Origin of the sequence: Massilia brevitalea, from assembly GCF_030711405.1 — a bacterium.
Lineage (GTDB): Bacteria > Pseudomonadota > Gammaproteobacteria > Burkholderiales > Burkholderiaceae_D > Telluria > Telluria brevitalea.
In genome coordinates this window covers 95,150-113,765 of record NZ_JAULSI010000002.1, presented here as the reverse complement: position 1 = coordinate 113,765, position 18,616 = coordinate 95,150, and the positions used below count along the sequence as shown (strand labels likewise).

At 62.4% G+C, this 18,616-nt stretch carries 15 protein-coding genes; 7 read left to right on the top strand and 8 right to left on the bottom strand.

Annotated elements, in window-relative coordinates; translation table 11 throughout:
• Window positions 1-2: 2 nt before the first annotated feature.
• From QWL29_RS01470 to QWL29_RS01450, 5 genes are read right to left on the bottom strand one after another with little or no spacing between them, the layout of a single operon-like run.
• Window positions 3-839, bottom strand: a complete 837-nt coding sequence (locus QWL29_RS01470) for a hypothetical protein (protein ID WP_305821117.1) — start codon at window positions 837-839, stop codon at window positions 3-5.
• Between the two features lie 17 nt (window positions 840-856).
• Entirely contained in the window at window positions 857-1,756 is a 900-nt protein-coding gene (locus QWL29_RS01465; protein ID WP_305821116.1) for a hypothetical protein, read from the bottom strand.
• Complete coding sequence (locus tag QWL29_RS01460) at window positions 1,740-2,597, bottom strand: hypothetical protein (protein ID WP_305821115.1); 858 nt, start codon at window positions 2,595-2,597, stop codon at window positions 1,740-1,742. The genes QWL29_RS01465 and QWL29_RS01460 overlap by 17 nt, the downstream gene beginning before the upstream one ends.
• Window positions 2,594-3,973, bottom strand: coding sequence for a hypothetical protein (locus tag QWL29_RS01455; RefSeq protein ID WP_305821114.1), 1,380 nt, complete (start codon window positions 3,971-3,973; stop codon window positions 2,594-2,596). The genes QWL29_RS01460 and QWL29_RS01455 overlap by 4 nt, the downstream gene beginning before the upstream one ends.
• Complete coding sequence (locus tag QWL29_RS01450) at window positions 3,963-4,499, bottom strand: PAAR domain-containing protein (RefSeq protein WP_305821113.1); 537 nt, start codon at window positions 4,497-4,499, stop codon at window positions 3,963-3,965. The genes QWL29_RS01455 and QWL29_RS01450 overlap by 11 nt, the downstream gene beginning before the upstream one ends.
• 289 nt (window positions 4,500-4,788) lie before the next feature.
• Here QWL29_RS01450 and QWL29_RS01445 point away from each other — a divergent pair, with 289 nt between their 5' ends.
• The 4 genes from QWL29_RS01445 (at window position 4,789) to QWL29_RS26910 (ending at window position 8,632) form a co-directional block, all read left to right on the top strand.
• Window positions 4,789-5,457 (top strand): ion channel, encoded by a 669-nt coding sequence (locus tag QWL29_RS01445; protein ID WP_305821112.1) that lies wholly within the window; start codon window positions 4,789-4,791, stop codon window positions 5,455-5,457.
• 73 nt (window positions 5,458-5,530) lie between these two features.
• A complete protein-coding gene (locus QWL29_RS01440; protein WP_305821111.1) occupies window positions 5,531-6,637 on the top strand; it encodes an S-(hydroxymethyl)glutathione dehydrogenase/class III alcohol dehydrogenase in 1,107 nt (368 codons plus the stop codon).
• A 117-nt stretch (window positions 6,638-6,754) separates the two neighbouring features.
• Window positions 6,755-7,393 carry a hypothetical protein gene (locus QWL29_RS01435; protein WP_305821110.1) on the top strand — a complete coding sequence of 213 codons (639 nt, stop codon included), beginning with the start codon at window positions 6,755-6,757 and terminating at the stop codon, window positions 7,391-7,393.
• Window positions 7,394-7,399: 6 nt separating this feature from the next.
• Window positions 7,400-8,632, top strand: coding sequence for a hypothetical protein (locus QWL29_RS26910; protein WP_305821109.1), 1,233 nt, complete (start codon window positions 7,400-7,402; stop codon window positions 8,630-8,632).
• Window positions 8,633-8,701: 69 nt separating this feature from the next.
• Here the strand turns inward: QWL29_RS26910 and QWL29_RS01425 are convergent, their stop codons facing one another.
• Entirely contained in the window at window positions 8,702-10,480 is a 1,779-nt protein-coding gene (locus tag QWL29_RS01425; protein ID WP_305821108.1) for a DUF885 domain-containing protein, read from the bottom strand.
• Window positions 10,481-10,829: 349 nt separating this feature from the next.
• On the opposite strand from QWL29_RS01425, the gene glf reads away from it, so the two are divergent.
• Both glf and QWL29_RS01415 read left to right on the top strand, forming a co-directional pair.
• Window positions 10,830-11,984 (top strand): UDP-galactopyranose mutase, encoded by a 1,155-nt coding sequence (gene glf / locus QWL29_RS01420; protein ID WP_305821107.1) that lies wholly within the window; start codon window positions 10,830-10,832, stop codon window positions 11,982-11,984.
• 179 nt (window positions 11,985-12,163) lie between these two features.
• Window positions 12,164-14,251, top strand: coding sequence for a M13 family metallopeptidase (locus QWL29_RS01415; RefSeq protein ID WP_305821106.1), 2,088 nt, complete (start codon window positions 12,164-12,166; stop codon window positions 14,249-14,251).
• A 385-nt stretch (window positions 14,252-14,636) separates the two neighbouring features.
• Here the strand turns inward: QWL29_RS01415 and QWL29_RS01410 are convergent, their stop codons facing one another.
• Complete coding sequence (locus QWL29_RS01410) at window positions 14,637-15,182, bottom strand: SRPBCC family protein (protein ID WP_305821105.1); 546 nt, start codon at window positions 15,180-15,182, stop codon at window positions 14,637-14,639.
• A gap of 206 nt (window positions 15,183-15,388) precedes the next feature.
• Entirely contained in the window at window positions 15,389-15,997 is a 609-nt protein-coding gene (locus tag QWL29_RS01405) for a PEP-CTERM sorting domain-containing protein (protein ID WP_305821104.1), read from the bottom strand.
• 214 nt (window positions 15,998-16,211) lie between these two features.
• On the opposite strand from QWL29_RS01405, the gene QWL29_RS01400 reads away from it, so the two are divergent.
• Window positions 16,212-18,524: a UvrD-helicase domain-containing protein gene (locus QWL29_RS01400; protein WP_305821103.1), complete on the top strand. Its 2,313-nt coding sequence runs from the start codon at window positions 16,212-16,214 to the stop codon at window positions 18,522-18,524.
• Window positions 18,525-18,616 lie beyond the last annotated feature (92 nt).

Below are 18,616 nucleotides of genomic sequence, written 5' to 3'. Positions count from 1 at the left end.
CCTCATTCGTTGAGGTCATCCTGGTAATCGGCATTCGGGTAAAGCGGCTGCTTGCGCGGGCGCTCGGGCATCGGGTAGCCGTGTTTCGTGGTCCAGGCCTTGATGTCCGGGATCACGCCGGGCTTTTCGCCGGCCGGACATTCGTGCAGGCAGAGCCAGGTCTTGCCATGCCGCCCGATGACTGGTTTCGGCGGGTCCTCGAAGCGTGACCAGCCGACCAGTTCGCCGATAAAAGTGCCGTGGGAAGCATAGGAAGTGACGTCGATGTAGGGCTGGTCGCGCGCGTAGAGCTGGGCGGTCCATTCGCGGCAGCCGAAACTGCCGGTGTAGCTGTCGCGGTCCCAACCGGCTTCGTAGCGGCGTCTGTCGTCCGAGCTGCACACTGAGGGTGAGAAGGTAACGTCGCCTGGAATGCCTTGGAACCAGTCGGCGAAATAGTAGGGATTCACTCCAGGACTAACGACGTGGATCAGGGCAAGGTCACCGAGCACGCTCCTTTTTGCCTCCATATTGCGCAGAGCGCCCTGTTGATTGAGGACGCGGCCAGCGCGGTCGAACGCGAGCAGGACGACAGCAATTTGCCCCTCGTCAGGAACGGGAAGCGTCGCCGTGGGCTCAAACAGCGCCGCGGCGCTTAGGTGGATTCTCGCTTTCCCGGATGCTCTCTGTTCCACATTGAACTCCCGTGACGCCGTGTTTTTGGATTGCCAGCTTTGTGCTTCTTCTGCGAAAAGGACGTAGCGGATTTCCCACGGCCGATCTAGCCATCTCTGCGATGCGGGGACGGCCTCCGCGGCAGGCACGGATGGAGCAGACAGGGCCAGCGCAGCGGAAGCCATAAACCGTATATAAAATCTCATAGTATTTTCGGCTCCAGGACAGTGATGTGGAGATGGTTGTTGTGGGTTCGTTCGTTCGAATTCGCTTGTCGCTGTTCGTTGGGGACCGGGGGAATGTTGTCCGCTGTGTTGGCATCCATGTACCACGGATCGAACAGCTGCTTCACGGACTCGTTTCGGCCCAGCCGGTCGCGTAGCTTGTGGATGAGTTCGGGTTCGTTGCGGTCGCGTTCATTGTTCCAGTCCCTGAGCGCCGCACTCTCTCGGTCGCGCAATGAATTCAAGTGTTTATTGGCATCAGCCACTTCTCGTGCCAATTGGGCCGTCTCCTCGGGATCGCGGTTTTTATCCAGCCGCTTTTTCGCCGCATCGCGCTCCTTTTCCCCGGTAGCCACCACCTTCTTCACCTCCTGATAATCCTTCCACAACGTCTTCTCGCGCTCGCTGACATTGCCGTTGCGCGGCGCCCCGGCCTTGATCAGGAACGCGCGGTTCAGGAAAGCCCGCTTCTCACCGCCTTCGAGATAAGTGATGTCCAGCCCGAGCCCGGCACGGTGGGCGATCGAGCCGAAGCTGGGACGCCAGGCCGAGGTGACGGCGACCGAGCTGACGCCGGCGGCATGCGCTTCGGTCAGCAGCGCGGCGAAGGCGCACGGATGGGTGCGGGGCAGGATGCCGGTCAGCCAGGGGCAATGCGTGGTGTTGAGCCGCACGTTGTCCTGCATTTCCGCGCGAAATTCCACCCTGAGCGTCAGTTTCGGCGCCGCATCGCTCGCCGGGAAGTTCACGATCAGTTCCGGACGCGCCAGGCCGGCATGGATGCTGCGCACGGCGGCCCGGACGGTCGGGGTGGTGTCGGCCGGCAGCAGCGCATCGGCTTTGGGCCGGATACTTTGGACCTCATTCGTTGAGGTCATCCTGGTAATCGGCATTCGGATAAAGCGGCTGCTTGCGCGGGCGTTCAGGCATCGGGTAGCCGTGTTTCGCGGTCCAGGCCTTGATGTTCGGAATGACCCCTGGTTTCTCGCCGGCCGGACATTCGTGCAGGCAGAGCCAGGTCTTGCCATGCCGCCCGATTACCGGTTTCGGTGGGTCCTCGAAGCGTGACCAACCGACCGACTCGCCGATATGCGTCCCGCGTGGCGAATAGGAAGTGACGTCGATGTAGGGCTGGTCGCGCGCGTAGAGCTGGGAGGTCCATTCGCGGCAGCCGAAATTGCCGATGTAATTTTCGATATCCCAACCTGCTTCGTAGCGGCTCCTGTCGGTCGAGCTGCACACCGCCGGCGAAAAGGTAACGTCACCCGGAATGCCTTGCGACCATTTGGCGAAATAATACGGCTTCGCGCCGGGAGCAGCGTCGCTGATCAGAACAAGGGTATCGAGCATATTCCTTTTGCCTGACATCTTACCAAGGGTGCCCTGTTGATTGACGATATGGCCGGAGCGGTCGAACGTGAGCAGGACGACGGCAATCGGCTTCTCTCCCGGAACCGCGGGCGTGGAGGTGGGTTTGAATAATGCCGCGGCGCTCAGGTAGATTCTCTCTTTTCCGGGCGTCTTCTGTTCGGCGTTAAGTCGCCGTGACACACTGATTTCGGATTGCATGCGCCATGCTTCTTCGGCGAACAGGACGTAACGGATTTCCCATGGCCGGTCGAGCCAGGTCCGCGATGCGTCCGCAGTGTCTGCGGCCAATGTGGACGGGGCTGGCAGGGCCAGCATGATGAGGATCGCAACGACGATATAGCGTTTCATAATATTTTCGGCTCCAGGACGGTGATGTGCAGATGGTTGTTATGGGTCCGTTCGTTCGCGTTCGCTTCGCGCTGTTCATTGGGGGCCGGTGGGATGTTGTCCGCCGTGTTGACGTCCATGTACCACGGATCGAACAGCTGCTTCACGGACTTGTTCCGGCCCAGCCGGTCGCGCAGCTTGCGGATGAGCTCGGGCTCGTTGCGGTTGCGTTCTTTGTCCCACTCATCCTGCGCTTTAGTATCGCGATCGCGTAAAGATTTCAGGTGTTTGTCGGCATCAGTCAGTTCTCGCGTGAGTTGGGAGGCTTTCTCGGGATCGCGGTTTTTATTCAGCCGATTTTGCGCCGCTTTAAATTCCTTTTCCGCAGTCGCCACCACCTTCTTCACCTCCTGATAATCCTTCCACAACGTCTTCTCGCGCTCGCTGACATTGCCGTTGCGCGGCGCCCCGGCCTTGATCAGGAACGCGCGGTTCAGGAAAGCCCGCTTCTCACCGCCTTCGAGATAAGTGATGTCGAGCCCCAGGCCGGCCCGGTGGGCGATCGAGCCGAAGCTGGGTCGCCATCCCGATGTCACGGCGACCGACGTGACGCCGGCGGCATGCGCCTCGGTCAGCAGTGCGGCAAAGGCGCACGGATGGGTGCGCGGCAGGATACCGGTCAGCCAGGGGCAGTGCGTGGTGTTGGCCCGCACGTTGTCCTGCATCTCCGCGCGAAATTCCACCCTGAGCGTCAGTTTCGGAGCCGCATCGCTGGCCGGGAAATTCACGATCAGTTCCGGGCGCGCCAGGCCGGCATAGATGCTGCGCACGGCGGCCCGGACCGTCGGGGTGGTGTCGGGCGGCAGCAGCGCATCGGCTTCGGCGGCCGTGTACAGGTGGGAGATCTGCATCCAGATGTCGCCGGTAAGGGCCGCACCGTACACTTCCAGCCGCTTGCCTGGCGTAGACGTTGCGCGGCAGGCAGGCTGCCCCAGCGTGGCGTGTTCGTGGCTGATGCGCCCCGTTCGTTCGGTGATCTTCACGTGCACGTCGTTGTTGCCGACCTGGACGGCGTACACCGGATTCCTGCGGTGAGCCGGATGCACGTCGCTGTTCAGGAACAGCGCAACCTTGCTGCCGAGGTTCACGATGAGGGTGATCGTGCGCTTGTCGCGCAGCGCGCCCGGCTTGTCCGCATGCTCGGGCACCACCTGGCCATCGAGCGCCACCACGTAGGGCAGGGCCAGCCCCGCGTTGGTCGCCTCCGTGTCGAACTCGTAGGTGACCTTGCATTTCGGCCCGACCAGCACCGTCGTGACGGTGCCTTCCGGGGACAGCGTGCAGCTTGCGTCGGGCGTCTGGCCGGCCATCCGTGCACCGCCGCCGTTAGTTGCCATCGGTTGCCGTGCCGGATTCCCAGTGCAGCCTGACGGTGGCCGGGTCATGGCCGGTCACGCGCTCGGTATGGCCGTCCGCGTTCGTCACCCGGCGCAGGACCGATCCATCCGGCAGTTCGATACGGTAGGACATACCCGGCACCGGTTTGCCGGTGCGCTCGTCCACGGCGCGGAAGGAACCGGCATTCGGCGGGGTGGCCTGCGCCGCCGATGCCGCTGCGGCCGCCGCCGCGGATGCCGCGGCCTCGGAGCGGTCGTCGATCATCATGAAGCCCTTGGTCGTGGTGGCGATCAGCGTGGCGCCGCACGCAGTCTTCATTTCCTCGACCGCCGTGCCGACTCCGCTGAAACTGTGGAAACCCAGCCCCTCCACGATCGGAAAATCGCCCTTGCACTGAGGACAGTGAGTCATGTGTCTTTTCAGGGCAATCGGACGCCCATTGGCGGTCGCATGGACATTCTCCACGAGGACGACGCCTCGGTGCGAGGTCGGGTCGTTCTTGCAAATCACGGCACGCAGCACCATTGCTCGACTCCGCTGATGTTGACGAAAGCGTCCACTCTAGATTCTCTAGGATTGCAATAAATTGATCTCGCGCATGGGACTACAAGCTGTTGTATCTGCTGCTCACGAAGCGCACAGCGGCGCCTGGAGAATATCCCGACCTGGAACCAGATGGATGGCCGCATCCAGCCACGCCTCAACGTCGAGATCGCGATCGAGGCCGGGTGCCGCTTGCCAGGTACGATCCGTACCCGGCATATGCTTCCTTTTACATACAATAGGCGCTCCCGATCCCGACCGAAGATTAACGATGCGTATCGTCCGCCTGCTCGTCCACACCCGGCGCCACCCGTCCGCTATCCTGCTGATGGCCCAGCTGCTGGGCATGGCGCTCTATCCCTTCCTCGAGCGCACCCAGTTCGGCCACGTCGCCTTCAATGCCTTCGGCATCGTCATCCTCACCTTCGCCACCAACATGGTGCGCCGCACGCCGGGCCATACCTGGATCAGCGCGACACTGGCGGTACCGATCATCGCGCTGCTGTCGGCGCAGATGCTGTTCGGCCTGGAATACCTGCAGCCCTGGTCCTCGGGCCTGGAAGCGTTTTTCTATTTCTATGCGGCCGGCAGCCTGATTTCCTACATGCTGGAAGACCGCAAGGTCACGCGCGACGAGCTGTTCGCCGCCGGCGCCACCTTCACCCTGATTGCATGGGGCTTCACCCACCTGTACATCGTGGTCCAGGCGATCGTGCCCGGTTCCTTTGCCTCGGCCGTGAACGCGGACCTGCCGCGCACCTGGACCGAGCTGAATTACCTGAGCTTCGCGCTGCTGTCGAGCACCGGCATCGGCGACGTGATCCCGGTGACCGTGCATGCGCGCGCCTTTACCAGCATCGAGATGTTCGTCGGCGTGATGTACCTGGCCTCGGTGGTGGCGCGCCTGATCGGCCTGACGATGCAGCCCTCGTCCAAATAGGGGAGGGCGCGGCACGCTTCGCCTCCGCTTGGTATGATGGCAAAATTCTGTTCATTGACATAGGAAGCAGCACATGAAAACCAAGGCAGCGATTGCATGGAAAGCGGGTCAGCCGCTGACGATCGAGGAAGTCGAACTCGACGGCCCGCGCGCGGGCGAGGTACTGGTCGAAGTCAAGGCCACCGGCATCTGCCACACCGACTACTACACCCTGTCGGGCGCCGATCCGGAAGGCCTGTTCCCGGCCATCCTCGGCCATGAAGGCGCGGGCGTAGTCGTCGATGTCGGCCCGGGCGTTACCAGCGTCAGGAAGGATGACCACGTCATTCCGCTGTACACCCCGGAATGCCGCCAGTGCAAATTCTGCCTCTCGCAAAAGACCAACCTGTGCCAGGCGATCCGCTCGACCCAGGGCCGCGGCCTGATGCCCGACGCCACCTCGCGCTTCTCGCTCGACGGCCAGCCGATCTACCACTACATGGGCACCTCGACGTTCTCGAACTACATTGTCGTCCCAGAGATCGCGCTGGCCAAGGTACGTTCGGATGCCCCGTTCGACAAGATCTGCTACATCGGTTGCGGCGTGACCACCGGCATCGGCGCCGTGATCTTCACGGCCAAGGTGGAAGCCGGCGCGAATGTGGTCGTGTTCGGCCTGGGCGGCATTGGCCTGAACGTGATCCAGGCAGCGAAGATGGTTGGCGCCGACAAGATCATCGGTGTCGACCTGAGCCCGGCGCGCGAAGCCATGGCGCGCAAGTTCGGCATGACCCACTTCATCAACCCGAGCCAGGTCGAGAACGTGGTCGACGCCATCGTGCAGCTGACCGACGGCGGCGCCGACTACAGTTTTGAATGCATCGGCAACGTGCATACCATGCGCCAGGCGCTGGAGTGCTGCCACAAGGGCTGGGGCCAGTCGATCATCATCGGTGTGGCCGAAGCCGGCGCCGAGATCTCGACCCGTCCGTTCCAGCTGGTGACCGGCCGCGAATGGAAAGGCTCGGCCTTTGGCGGCGCGCGTGGCCGTACCGACGTGCCGAAGATCGTCGACTGGTACATGGAAAACAAGATCAACATCGACGATCTGATCACCCACCACCTGCCGCTGGACCGCATCAACGAAGGTTTCGACTTGATGAAGTCGGGCGAGTCGATCCGCTCGGTGGTGGTGTACTGATTCCGCTGTAAATCTGTCGCCTGTTCCGCGATTCGTGCCGTTCGTCGCACGGCGCGGGCAGGCGCCAGCCGCCTGTTCTACTCTTTCTCCATCGACAATCCGTTCATGGAGAAAGACATGCCCACCTTCCGCCTCCCATCCTCGTCCCTGAAACAGCCGCTGCTGCTGGCAGTGCTGGCCTGCGCCTGCGCGCTGCCGCTCCTGCCGGCCCAGGCCGGCGACAGCAACAGCTGGACCGTCAACCGCAGCATGAACGCCCGCGACGGCGGCGAACCGTTTGCGCTGGTGCGCGATGGCGGCAACGTGATCACGGGCAATGACGCCGACCAGAAGCGCGTCAAGGAGCTCAAGCGCAGCATGCAGGGCGATTTCTTCTGGTTCCGTGACGGCGGCAAGGAATACATCGTCACGGACCCGGCCACCATCAAGCGCATGGGCGACGCCTGGGCGCCGATGCAGGCGCTGGGCGCCCAGATGGGCCAGCATGGCGCCGAGATGGGCCGCCAGGGCGGTTCCATGGGGTCGCTCGGCACGAAGATGGCGCTGGCGGCGGTGACTTTCAATGCCGAGAAAATGGAAGCGATCGGCAAGCAGATGGAAGATGCAGGCAAGCCGATGGAAGCGACCGGCAAGAAGATGGAAGAGGTCGGCAAAAAGATGGAACAGGCGCAGAAGGATGCCGAACGCGCGGCGCGCGGGGTGATTGCCGAGTCGCTGCGCAATGGCATGGCGAAGCCGGTAACGACGCGCGGGTGATTTGATTTGTTGGGTTGGAAAAAGGCCGGCAATGCTCGCGCATCGCCGGCCTTTTTTTGGCCTGCGGCCTCGTCGGGCCTGCGGCTTTATTTTGGCCTGCGGCCTTATCGGGCCTGCGGCTTTTTTGGCCTGCGGCCTTATCGGGCCTGCGGCTTTTTTGGCCTGCGGCCTTATCGGGCCTGCGGCTTTTTTGGCCTGCGGCCTTATCGGGCCTGCGGCTTTTTTGGCCTGCGGCCTTATCGGGCCTGCGGCTTTTTTGGCCTGCGGCCTTATCGGGCCTGCGGCTTTTTTGGCCTGCGGCCTTATCGGGCCTGCGGCTTTTTTGGCCTGCGGCCTTATCGGGCCTGCGGCTTTTTTGGCCTGCGGCCTTATCGGGCCTGCGGCTTTTTTGGCCTGCGGCCTTATCGGGCCTGCGGCTTTTTTGGCCTGCGGCCTTATCGGGCCTGCGGCTTTTTTGGCCTGCGGCCTTATCGGGCCTGCGGCTTTTTTGGCCTGCGGCCTTATCGGGCCTGCGGCTTTTTTGGCCTGCGGCCTTATCGGGCCTGCGGCTTTTTTGGCCTGCGGCCTTATCGGGCCTGCGGCTTTTTTGGCCTGCGGCCTTATCGGGCCTGCGGCTTTTTTGGCCTGCGGCCTTATCGGGCCTGCGGCTTTTTTGGCCTGCGGCCTTATCGGGCCTGCGGCTTTTTTGGCCTGCGGCCTTATCGGGCCTGCGGCTTTTTTGGCCTGCGGCCTTATCGGGCCTGCGGCTTTTTTGGCCTGCGGCCTTATCGGGCCTGCGGCTTTTTTGGCCTGCGGCCTTATCGGGCCTGCGGCTTTTTTGGCCTGCGGCCTTATCGGGCCTGCGGCTTTTTTGGCCTGCGGCCTTATCGGGCCTGCGGCTTTTTTGGCCTGCGGCCTTATCGGGCCTGCGGCTTTTTTGGCCTGCGGCCTTATCGGGCCTGCGGCTTTTTTGGCCTGCGGCCTTATCGGGCCTGCGGCTTTTTTGGGCTGCGGCCTTATCGGGCCTGCGGCTTTGTTTGGGCCCGCAGCGCTGCCCGTACGGTGGGCACCCCGTGCCCACGCGGTTACGTACGTTTCCTTGCACCGCTGGCGGTTCCGACTCGCTCGCGAAATATGAATCGAACGAAACCCATGCATGCCGTTTCGGTCATGGTTGCGTTCGCGAGCGACAAATTACGTCTACGGGTGCAATCACAAGCACGTAACCGCGTGGGCACGGGGTGCCCACCGTACGGTTGACGTCGCCGCAAATAACAATGACCGGGGTGCGCGAGCAGCCCGGCCATTTTCCTTACAGCGATGCGTAGCTTACTTGCGCATGGCCGGCACAAACTCTTCCATCACCGCCTTGCGCAGCAGCGCCGGCGGCACCAGGCCCTGGGCCAGTACGAAGTCGTTGAATTTCTGGCGGTCGAACTTGTCGCCCAGCGTCACTTCGGCGGCCTGGCGGGTTTCCATCAAACGCTGGTAGCCGTAGAAGTAGGACGTCGCTTGCCCCGGCGCGCGGAAGGTGTAGCGCTGCATCTCTTGCGTGGCCATGCCTTCCGACAAACCGACATCCGACATCAGGAAAGCCTTTACGCCTTCAGGGGTAATTTCGCCCAGGTTGACCATCGGATCGAGGAAGGCGCGAGCGGCGCGCATGGCGCGGGCCTGGAGGGCGAACAGCTGGCCGTCGAGCGGTTCGTAGGGCTGCATTTCCGCTTCCGCATACAGGGCCCAGCCCTCCACGTTGACGCTGTTGAAGGCGAACACCGCGCGCGCGGTCGAGACGCCGGTCTCGATCATCTTGGCAAATTGCAGCTCGTGGCCCGGACGCGCTTCGTGCGCCGTGATCGACCAGGTGCCGGCCTCGTGGGTGAAGTCGTCGAACACCATGGTTTTACCCGAGGCATCAGGAGGCATGCCGGTGGTCAGCACGAATTCGCCATACTCGCCGGTGTTGCCGATCAGGCGCGGCGGGCTCATGTGCGGCGCCGGCTGCTGGGCGTTCTCGGCGGCGGTGGCCAGGCGGATCACGGCCTTGCGCTGGGGCAGGGTGACGATGTGTTGCTCGCGCGCGGCGGCTTCGAGCGACGCCAGGCGCTGGGCATAGATCGGCATCACTTTATCCAGCGGAATCTGGTCTTTCTTCAACTGCAGCATCACGGCGCGGTAGTCGGCATTCTTGAAGCCGCGTTCCTTGGCGATCAGGTTGGCCGTGATCTGCATCTGGTTGCGGATCTCGGCAAACGAGGTCAGCGACTTGGCGATCAGCTCCTGCGGGCTGATGTCGACGCCGAATTCGCGCAGGTTGTTGGCGTACACCTCGGCCGGCAGGCGATGGTCGGTACGCGCGCGCGGCAGCAGCTCGCTCTTCAGGCGCGCGTTGTAGGCGGTGAGCTGTTGTTCCAGCGTACCGAAACTTTTTTCCCAGCCTTGCAGGCCACTCTTGGCCAGCAGGTCGCGCATGCCCTTGAGCAGGGTCGGGGCGTCGCTCAGCGACTGCTCGATCTCGCCTTTGTATGGGCCGAGCAGGTTCTTGTTGGCCTTCAGGCGTTCCTGCAGGCGCTCGTGCGCCAGTTCGGTGACCGGGCGGTAGCCCTTGGCCAGGCCGGCGTACTTGTCCAGGCGCACCAGCAGGGTCTGCTGGCGTTCCTTCGGGATGCGCGGGTCGAGCGTGGCGCGCATCACGCCGAACATCATGCCGGTCAGGTCGATGAAGGGCATGAAGTACTTGCGGTCGAGGGCGGCGGTGCGGATCTGGTCGTTGGCCTTGTTGATCAGGATTTCCAGGTCCTGTTTCACCTTGGGATCGGACTCGGCCTTCATGCGTTTCTGGTACTCGGCAATCGCCGCGCGCAGGTCCTTGTTGGTGGCCTCGAACTGGTCGCGCGACATGTCGGTAATCTGTTCATCGTAGCCTTCCACGCCCAGGTTGCTGGCGCCTTCCGGCGAATACTTGGCCAGCACATTCAACAGGACCTTGGCGTTGTCGTTGCTCTTGGTAACCCATGCCGGTTCGGCAGCGAAGGCGGCGGCAGGAAGGGCGAGGGCGGCAGCGAGCAGGCTGCTCAGGACGGTACGGACCAGCGGACGGGTAGACAACGTTCACTCCTTTTGATGGTTTGACTCGAAAAGCATGGCGAGGCGCCAGGCGGCGGCATGCGCATGCCATGCTCGCCAGTATGCCTGCATACACCATTCCATTGCTCGTATGCATGTGCAAAAAAACAAAATGTTGTCTGTTGCACAAATACGTCGTGTGCTCAATCGAAAATAGCAAAAATGCACAACTCCGTATAATCGATTTGATCACGGCCTGCCCCTGGCAGCCGCGTCCTACTGCTGTGGCTGCTATTTTCCTCTCACGAAAAGTGGCCCGCACCAATAACAACATGCGGACGCCGGGTCAATACCGCCGTAAGAGATGGCACATAAACATTCAGGAAATCAAATGACAAAGAATATCGCCATTGTCGGCGCCGGGTTCTCCGGAGCTGTCATCGCCAACCAGCTCGCTGCAGCCGGTCACAAGGTCACCATCTTCGAATCGCGTCCCCACATCGCGGGCAACTGCTATTCGGAACGCGATGCCGAAACCGGCGTCATGGTGCACGTGTACGGCCCCCACATCTTCCACACCGATAACGAACGCGCCTGGGAATTCGTGAACCGCTACGCCGAGTTCAAGCCTTATGTGAACCGCGTCAAGGCCATCACCAACAAGCAGGTGTTCACGCTGCCGATCAACCTGCTGACCATCAACCAGTTCTTCGGCAAGACCATGCGTCCGAAGGAAGCCCAGGAATTCCTGGCCGAGCAGGGCGACAAGACCATCGTCGATCCGCAAACCTTCGAAGACCAGGCCCTGCGCTTCGTCGGCCGCGAGCTGTACGAAGCCTTCTTCAAGACCTATACCGTCAAGCAATGGGGCCTGCAGCCGTCGGAACTCCCGGCCAGCATCCTGAAGCGCCTGCCGGTGCGCTTCAACTACGACGACAACTACTTCAACCACAAGTACCAGGGCATGCCGGCCGAAGGCTACACCGCGCTGGTGGAAAACATCCTGAAGGTCGATAACGTCACCGTGCACCTGAACACCCGCTTCGACCCGGCGCAAAAATCGCAGTACGACCACGTGTTCTACAGCGGCCCGATCGACGCCTGGTTCGGCCACGTGGAAGGCCGCCTGCCTTACCGCACCCTGGACTTCGAGATGTTCCGCGACACCGGCGACTACCAGGGCAATGCCGTCGTCAACTACTGCGACGACGAACAGCCTTACACCCGCATCACCGAGCACAAGCACTTCTCGCCGTGGGAACAGCACGAAGGCACGGTCCTGTACAAGGAATTCAGCCGCCAGTGCGGCGAAGACGACATTCCCTACTACCCGATCCGCATGGCGCGCGACAAGGAACAGCTCGAACGTTACATCAAGCTGGCGCAGGACGAGCCGAACGTCACCTTCGTCGGCCGCCTGGGCACCTACCGCTACCTCGACATGGACGTCACCATCAACGAGGCCCTGATCACCTCGGACAAGTTCCTGGAAACGGCGAACGGCAACGGCAAGATGCCGGCCTTCGTGATCGATCCGCTGGCCTGATGAGCGGAGCAGCCGGCCTGGATGGCCGGCTGGGAAAAGCACCGATGAAGCCGCTGCCTGCGTGGGCAGCGGCTTTTTTCATGGGCGCGGACCAAACGCGACAGCGGCTCCGTGTTCGATATTGCTTAGGCAATATTTATGTGTCAGCATGCACGGTCAACTTTTTGGAAAACCTTCCCATGCGTCACCTCACCCGTATCGCCCTGGGCATCTCGCTCGCCGGCGCCGCCGCGTTCGCCTCCGCCCAAACGTCCCCATCCGCCCAGGCTGAGCAGCCGGCCAAGACCTTCCCCTACACGCCCGGCCTGGACGTGAGTTCGATGGACAAGAGCGCCGACCCCTGCGTCGACTTCTACCAGTACGCCTGCGGCGGCTGGATGAAGAACAACCCGGTCCCAAGCGACCAGGCGCGCTGGTCGGTGTACAGCAAGCTGGCGCAGGACAACCAGCGCTACCTGTGGGGCATCCTCGACGGCCTGGCGAAACAGAAGGAAGGCCGCAGCGCCACCCAGCAAAAGATCGGCGACTACTTCGGCGCCTGCATGGATGAAGCGGCGATCGCCAAGCGCGGCGCCGCACCGCTGGCGCCATGGATGGAACGCATCGGCGCCATGCAATCGGTGCGCGAGCTGCCGCAGGTGCTGGCCGCGCTGCAACTCGGTTTGTCGAGCGACGACTTCTTCTTCGGCTTCAGCTCGAACCAGGACTTCGGCGACTCGACCCGCGTGATCGCTTTTGCCAGCGCCGGCGGCCTGGGCCTGCCGGACCGCGACTACTACGTCAAGACCGACGCGCATTCCAAGACGCTGCGCACGCAATACGAAGCCCACGTGGCCACCATGTTCGGCCTGGCCGGCGAGAGCGAAGCCGTTGCCAAACGTTCGGCGGCCACCGTGATGCGCATCGAGACCGCACTGGCGAAGGCATCGCTGACCCGCGTCGAACAGCGCGACCCCTACAATTTGTTCCACAAGACCAGCCTGAAGCAATTGCAGGCGCTGACGCCCGGCTTCGACTGGAGCGCCTATCTGGCCGCCGTCGGCCAGCCTGGCGTCAAGGAGTTCAATGTCACCGAACCGAAATTCTTCAAGGAATTCGCCAGGCAGCTGAAAGGCCAGGACCTGGCCGCCATCAAGACCTACCTGCGCTGGCACGTGCTGGAAGACATGGCGCCGGCCCTGTCGCCGCAGTTCGATCAGCCGCACTTCGCTTTCTTCATGCAGACCCTGCGCGGCGTCGAGAAGCAGGCGCCGCGCTGGAAGCGCTGCGTGCAGCTGGTCGACCACCAGCTGGGCGAAGCGCTCGGCCAGGAATTCGTCGGCCGCGCCTTTTCGCCCGAGCTGAAGGCGAAGTCGCTGCACATGACGCGCCAGGTGGAAGAGGCGATGGCAAAAGACATCGACTCGCTGGAGTGGATGAGCGCCGAGACGAAACAGCGGGCGCGTGAAAAGCTGGACGCCATCGTCAACAAGATCGGCTACCCGGACACCTGGCGCGATTATTCGGCCTTCGACGTCAAGGCGGACGACTTCGCCGGCAACGTAGTGCGCGGCACGACGTTCGAGAACCGGCGCCAGCTGGACAAGATCGGCAAGCCGCTCGACCGCACCGAATGGCTGATGACGCCGCCGACGGTGAACGCCTATTTCAACCCGCAGATGAACGACATCAACTTCCCGGCCGGCGTACTGCAACCGCCGCTGTTCGACCCGAAGATGGATGACGCGCCGAACTACGGCAACACCGGCGGCACCATCGGCCATGAACTGACCCACGCCTTTGACGACGAGGGCCGCCAGTTCGATGCCAAGGGAAACCTGAAGGACTGGTGGACGAAAAAGGATGGCAAGGCCTTCGAGGAACGCGCCCAGTGCATCGTCGACCAGTACGCCCAGTACACGGTGGTGGACGACATCAAGATCAACAGCAAGCTGACCCTGGGCGAAGACGTGGCCGACCTCGGCGGCGTGATCCTGGGCTGGATGGCGTGGAAGACACAGATGGCGAGCATGCCGCAACAGGCCCAGCCTACGCAGTTTGCACATGAGGGCTTGTCGCCGGAGCAGCGCTTCTTCGTCGGCTTTGCACAATGGGCTTGTGAAAACGACCGGCCGGAAAACTTGCGCGTGTCGGCCGCGACCGATCCTCACTCGCCGGGCAAGTACCGCGTGAACGGCGTCGTGATCAACATGCCGGAGTTCGAAAAGGCGTTCAACTGCAAGCCGGGCCAGCCGATGGCGGCGCTGAAGCGTTGCCGGGTGTGGTGATTCACAGCGGCGCTTGATTCGTGGCCTGCGGCCATGATCGATTCGCGGCCTGCGGCCATGACCAATTCTTGGCCTGCAGCCATGACCGATTTGTGGCCTGAGGCCATGATCGTACGGTGGGCACCCCGTGCCCACGCGGTTACGTGCTCATGCTTGCTGTGTTGGCCGTGACTTGCCGCTCGTAACATCAAACAGAACCCGAGCGTGTCGCCTTTGACGTTCAATGCATACTTTGCGAGCGACACATCGCAGCCAACACAGCAAGGATCGGCACGTAACCGCGTGGGCACGGGGTGCCCACCGTACGGGCACATGGTTGAATGACCGCAGGTTCGCAGGATAAAAAAACGCCACCGCGAAGGTGGCGTTTCTCATTCATCAGCAATCAATGCTGGTTGATCTTCCCACGCCACGCGCCCGTTTCCGAGCCGCGCTTCTCCAGCAATTCCTTGAAATTCGACAAATTGCTGCGCGCTTCCATGCGCACGGCGCCCAGGGCGTCGCCGATCTGTTCGAGCACGCCTTCCGGTTCGTAATCCATCTGCAGGGTCACGCGGGTCACGTTGTCGGAAATCTTGTGGAAGGTAACGACGCCGCCATTGCGCACGCCGCCGATGCTGCGCCAGGCGATGCGCTTGTCCGGGATCTGCTCGGTGATCTCGGCATCCCATTCCTTGTCTTCGCCGGCGACGTTGGCTTTCCAGTGCAGGCGCTTGTCGTCGAGCTGGCGGATTTCCTTGACGCTCTTCATGAACTGCGGGAAGTCTTCGAACTGGGTGAACTGGTTGTAGGCAACGTTATCCGGCACATTCACTTCGATGGCTTCGATGATCGCCGAGCTCCCGCTCGAGTTTTGTTTCGCCTTGATCTTTTTCGACAGCAGCATTCCGCCGACGGCCAGGGCGGCAACGGTAACGACACGATTGAGCATGTGATCCTCCTAGTGTTCGGTCATGGTAATTCACGCAACGGCGTCGATAGCCTCGCGTACTTGCTGTTAAGTTAAGCCAAATCCTGAACAGGGCGCGCGCGGTAGAGCCGCATGCCGGTACGGATGCGCTATCGGAAGCCGTTGATTTTCCTGAGGAAAATAAAAAACGGCAGCCTCGGCTGCCGTTCATTCGGAGTAGTCGCAGCTCAGGCCGGCTTGCGGCGCCGCGCGGCGGCCAGGCCGGCCAGACCGACGCCCAGCAGGCCAAGCGACACCGGTTCCGGCACCTCGGCATAGGTCACGGTCAGAAAGGCGCCGTGGCCGAGGCCGCGCAGGAGCGGCTCATAGTCGTTCCAGCCGTCGCCGCTCAGCACCACCGTCAGGCGCCCGTCGCTCGTGACCGGCTTGCCCAGCTTCCAGGTCTGGTAGGTGTTTACCGTCGCCTGCGAGGCGGTATTGTTGGCCAGCACAGGGCCGATGGCGTCGTAACTGGCGACGCTCGGCGGCTCCCAGGTATTGTCGAGGCCGAACGCGGCGCCGATGATGCCGTCGGCATCCGTAAAATTGTGGAAAGCCGAGAACGCGACCGCGCTGATCTGTTTGCCCTGCAGGCTGCCCAGGTCGAAACCAAACAGCGAACTGTAGGTGCCCATGATGTTCGTTCCGACCCAGCGGTGCCAGACATTCCAGGCATTGTTGGCGCCGTCGCCAACGGACGCGTCCCGGTCTGCCTGAATCGTGATCACGGCGGCCTGGGCGGCGTTCAGGGACAGCAGGGCAAGGGCTGCACCTGCGAGGAAGGATTTGATCTGCATTTCAGGATCCGGACTGGAATAGTTATCTGCGTCAGGCAAGCAATATCAATGCCACGAATAAATTTATCTTTGCGCTCAATGGTTTATTCACCCCTGGTTACTGCGATCTCTACGGAATGTAAAATTATCCGACAGTAACATACTGACAAGACCGCGCCAGCAAATCAGCGCGACTGGATGGGCATACAGTACATCCCGACGGTATAATGGCCGCATGCAGAACCTCCTTCACAATCTCAATCCCGAACAACTCGCGGCCGTGACCCTGCCTTCGCAGAGCGCGCTGATCCTGGCGGGGGCCGGCTCGGGCAAGACCCGCGTGCTGACTACGCGCATCGCCTGGCTGATCCAGACCGGGCAGGTATCGCCGGCCGGCATCATCGCGGTGACGTTCACGAACAAGGCGGCGAAGGAAATGCTGACGCGTCTGTCGACCATGTTGCCGATCAATACGCGCGGCATGTGGATCGGCACCTTCCATGGTCTGTGCAACCGCCTGCTGCGCACCCACTACAAAGATGCGGCGCTGCCCCAGTCGTTCCAGATCCTCGACTCGCAAGACCAGCTGTCGCTGATCAAGCGCATGCTCAAGGCGCACAACGTCGACGACGAAAAATACCCGGCCAAGGCGCTGATGTACTACATCAACAACGCCAAGGACCAGGGCATGCGCGCCGGCCAGCTCGAGCCGAACGATCCGATCGAGCGGCGCATGATCGAGCTCTACGAACTCTACGACCAGCAATGCCAGAAAGAAGGCGTGGTCGACTTCGCCGAGCTGCTGCTGCGCGCCTACGAACTGCTGTCGCGTAATGCGCCGCTGCGCCACCACTACCAGATGCGTTTCCGCCACATCCTGGTCGACGAGTTCCAGGATACGAATGACCTGCAGTACAACCTGCTGAAGCTCCTGGCCGGCCATTCGGAAGAGGGCGGCGGTGCCATCTTCGCCGTCGGCGACGATGACCAGAGCATCTACGCCTTCCGCGGCGCGAATGTCGGCAACATGCAGGCCTTCGAGCGCGACTTCCGCGTGCAGAACCTGATCAAGCTGGAACAGAACTACCGTTCCTACGGCCACATCCTCGACAGCGCCAACCTCCTGATCGCCAACAACACCAAGCGCCTGGGCAAGAACTTGCGTACGGACATGGGGCAGGGCGAGCAGGTGCGCATCTACGAGGCGTCGTCCGACCTGGAAGAAGCGCAGTGGATCATCGAGGAAACCAAGAGCCTGGTGGCCGACGGCTTGCCGCGCAAGGAAGTGGCGATCCTGTACCGCTCGAACGCGCAGAGCCGGGTAATCGAGCACGCGCTGTTCGCGGCCGGCTTGCCCTACACCGTGTACGGCGGCCTGCGCTACTTCCAGCGCGCCGAGGTCAAGCACGCGATTGCCTACCTGCAGCTGATGGACAATCCGCACAACGATTCGGCCTTTTTGCGCGTGGTGAATTTCCCGACCCGCGGCATTGGCGCCCGTTCGATCGAGCAACTGCAAATGGCGGCCGACAGCTATGGCATCTCGTTGTATGCGGCCGTGCCCTACATGACCGGCAAGGCCGGCACCGTGCTGGGCGGCTTCGTCAAGCTGGTCGAAGGCGCGCGCTTCGAAACCCAGCAACTGCCGCTGCCGGAAATGGTGGGCGTGGTGCTGGAGCGCAGTGGCCTGATCGACTTCTACAAAAAGGAAAAAGAAGGCGCCGACCGCATCGAAAACCTGGAGCAGATGGTCAACGCGGCGACCCAGTTCGTGCAGGAAGAAGGCTTCGGCGTGGCCGCCCCGGCCCACCTCGGCCCGCAGGCGCTGCCGCAGGCCGGCGAAGCCATCGTCAACCAGGGCGGCATCGAGCTGCTCGAGGCCGAGGCGCCATTGCCCACCGTGATGTCGCCGCTGTCCGCCTTCCTCACCCACGCCTCGCTGGAAGCCGGCGACGCCCAGGCGCAAGCCGGCCAGGATGCGCTGCAGCTGATGACCGTGCACTCGGCCAAGGGCCTGGAATTCGACGCCGTGTTCATCACCGGCCTGGAAGAAGGCCTGTTCCCGCACGAAAGCAGCTCGCGCGAACTCGATGGCGTGGACGAAGAGCGGCGCCTGATGTACGTGGCGATCACGCGTGCGCGCAAGCGCCTGTACATGAGCTTTACCCAGCAGCGCATGCTGCACGGCCAGACCCGCTTCAACATGAAGTCGCGCTTCTTCGATGAACTGCCGGAAGAAGCACTGAAATGGCTGTCGCCACGTGTGCAGAGCCACTGGTTTGCCAACAAGAAGGCGGCCACCGCCTGGGACGACGCCGCTTTCCGGAACGGCAGCGACAACAAGATCGCCCAGCAGATCACGCAGAAGTCGGGCAGCAGCTCGGGCTGGCGCATTGGCGAAACCGTAGCGCATGCCAAGTTCGGCGAGGGCGTGATAGTGAATATCGAGGGCGGGGCGGGTGCGGCGCGGGCCCAGATCAACTTCGGGCCGGCCGGCGTGAAGGTGCTCGATTTGTCGGTGGCGAAGCTGGAGCGGGTGTCGCGCTAGGTTGCCAGGTAAGGTCCGGTGGGTTCGAGAACCCACCCTACGCTTCGTCGCCGGCCCGGCGGCGCCTGACGATACCGCCGATGCTCAGCAAC

Bases quoted from the DNA above. Each gene is read 5' to 3' on its own strand.
- QWL29_RS01440 (WP_305821111.1), top strand. From the start codon at position 5,531: ATGAAAACCAAGGCAGCGATTGCATGGAAAGCGGGTCAGCCGCTGACG.
- QWL29_RS01405 (WP_305821104.1), bottom strand. From the start codon at position 15,997: ATGCAGATCAAATCCTTCCTCGCAGGTGCAGCCCTTGCCCTGCTGTCC.
- QWL29_RS01435 (WP_305821110.1), top strand. From the start codon at position 6,755: ATGCCCACCTTCCGCCTCCCATCCTCGTCCCTGAAACAGCCGCTGCTG.
- QWL29_RS01450 (WP_305821113.1), bottom strand. From the start codon at position 4,499: ATGGTGCTGCGTGCCGTGATTTGCAAGAACGACCCGACCTCGCACCGA.
- QWL29_RS01410 (WP_305821105.1), bottom strand. From the start codon at position 15,182: ATGCTCAATCGTGTCGTTACCGTTGCCGCCCTGGCCGTCGGCGGAATG.
- QWL29_RS01445 (WP_305821112.1), top strand. From the start codon at position 4,789: ATGCGTATCGTCCGCCTGCTCGTCCACACCCGGCGCCACCCGTCCGCT.
- QWL29_RS01400 (WP_305821103.1), top strand. From the start codon at position 16,212: ATGCAGAACCTCCTTCACAATCTCAATCCCGAACAACTCGCGGCCGTG.
- glf (WP_305821107.1), top strand. From the start codon at position 10,830: ATGACAAAGAATATCGCCATTGTCGGCGCCGGGTTCTCCGGAGCTGTC.
- QWL29_RS01465 (WP_305821116.1), bottom strand. From the start codon at position 1,756: ATGACCTCAACGAATGAGGTCCAAAGTATCCGGCCCAAAGCCGATGCG.
- QWL29_RS01460 (WP_305821115.1), bottom strand. From the start codon at position 2,597: ATGAAACGCTATATCGTCGTTGCGATCCTCATCATGCTGGCCCTGCCA.
- QWL29_RS01415 (WP_305821106.1), top strand. From the start codon at position 12,164: ATGCGTCACCTCACCCGTATCGCCCTGGGCATCTCGCTCGCCGGCGCC.
- QWL29_RS01470 (WP_305821117.1), bottom strand. From the start codon at position 839: ATGGCTTCCGCTGCGCTGGCCCTGTCTGCTCCATCCGTGCCTGCCGCG.
- QWL29_RS01455 (WP_305821114.1), bottom strand. From the start codon at position 3,973: ATGGCAACTAACGGCGGCGGTGCACGGATGGCCGGCCAGACGCCCGAC.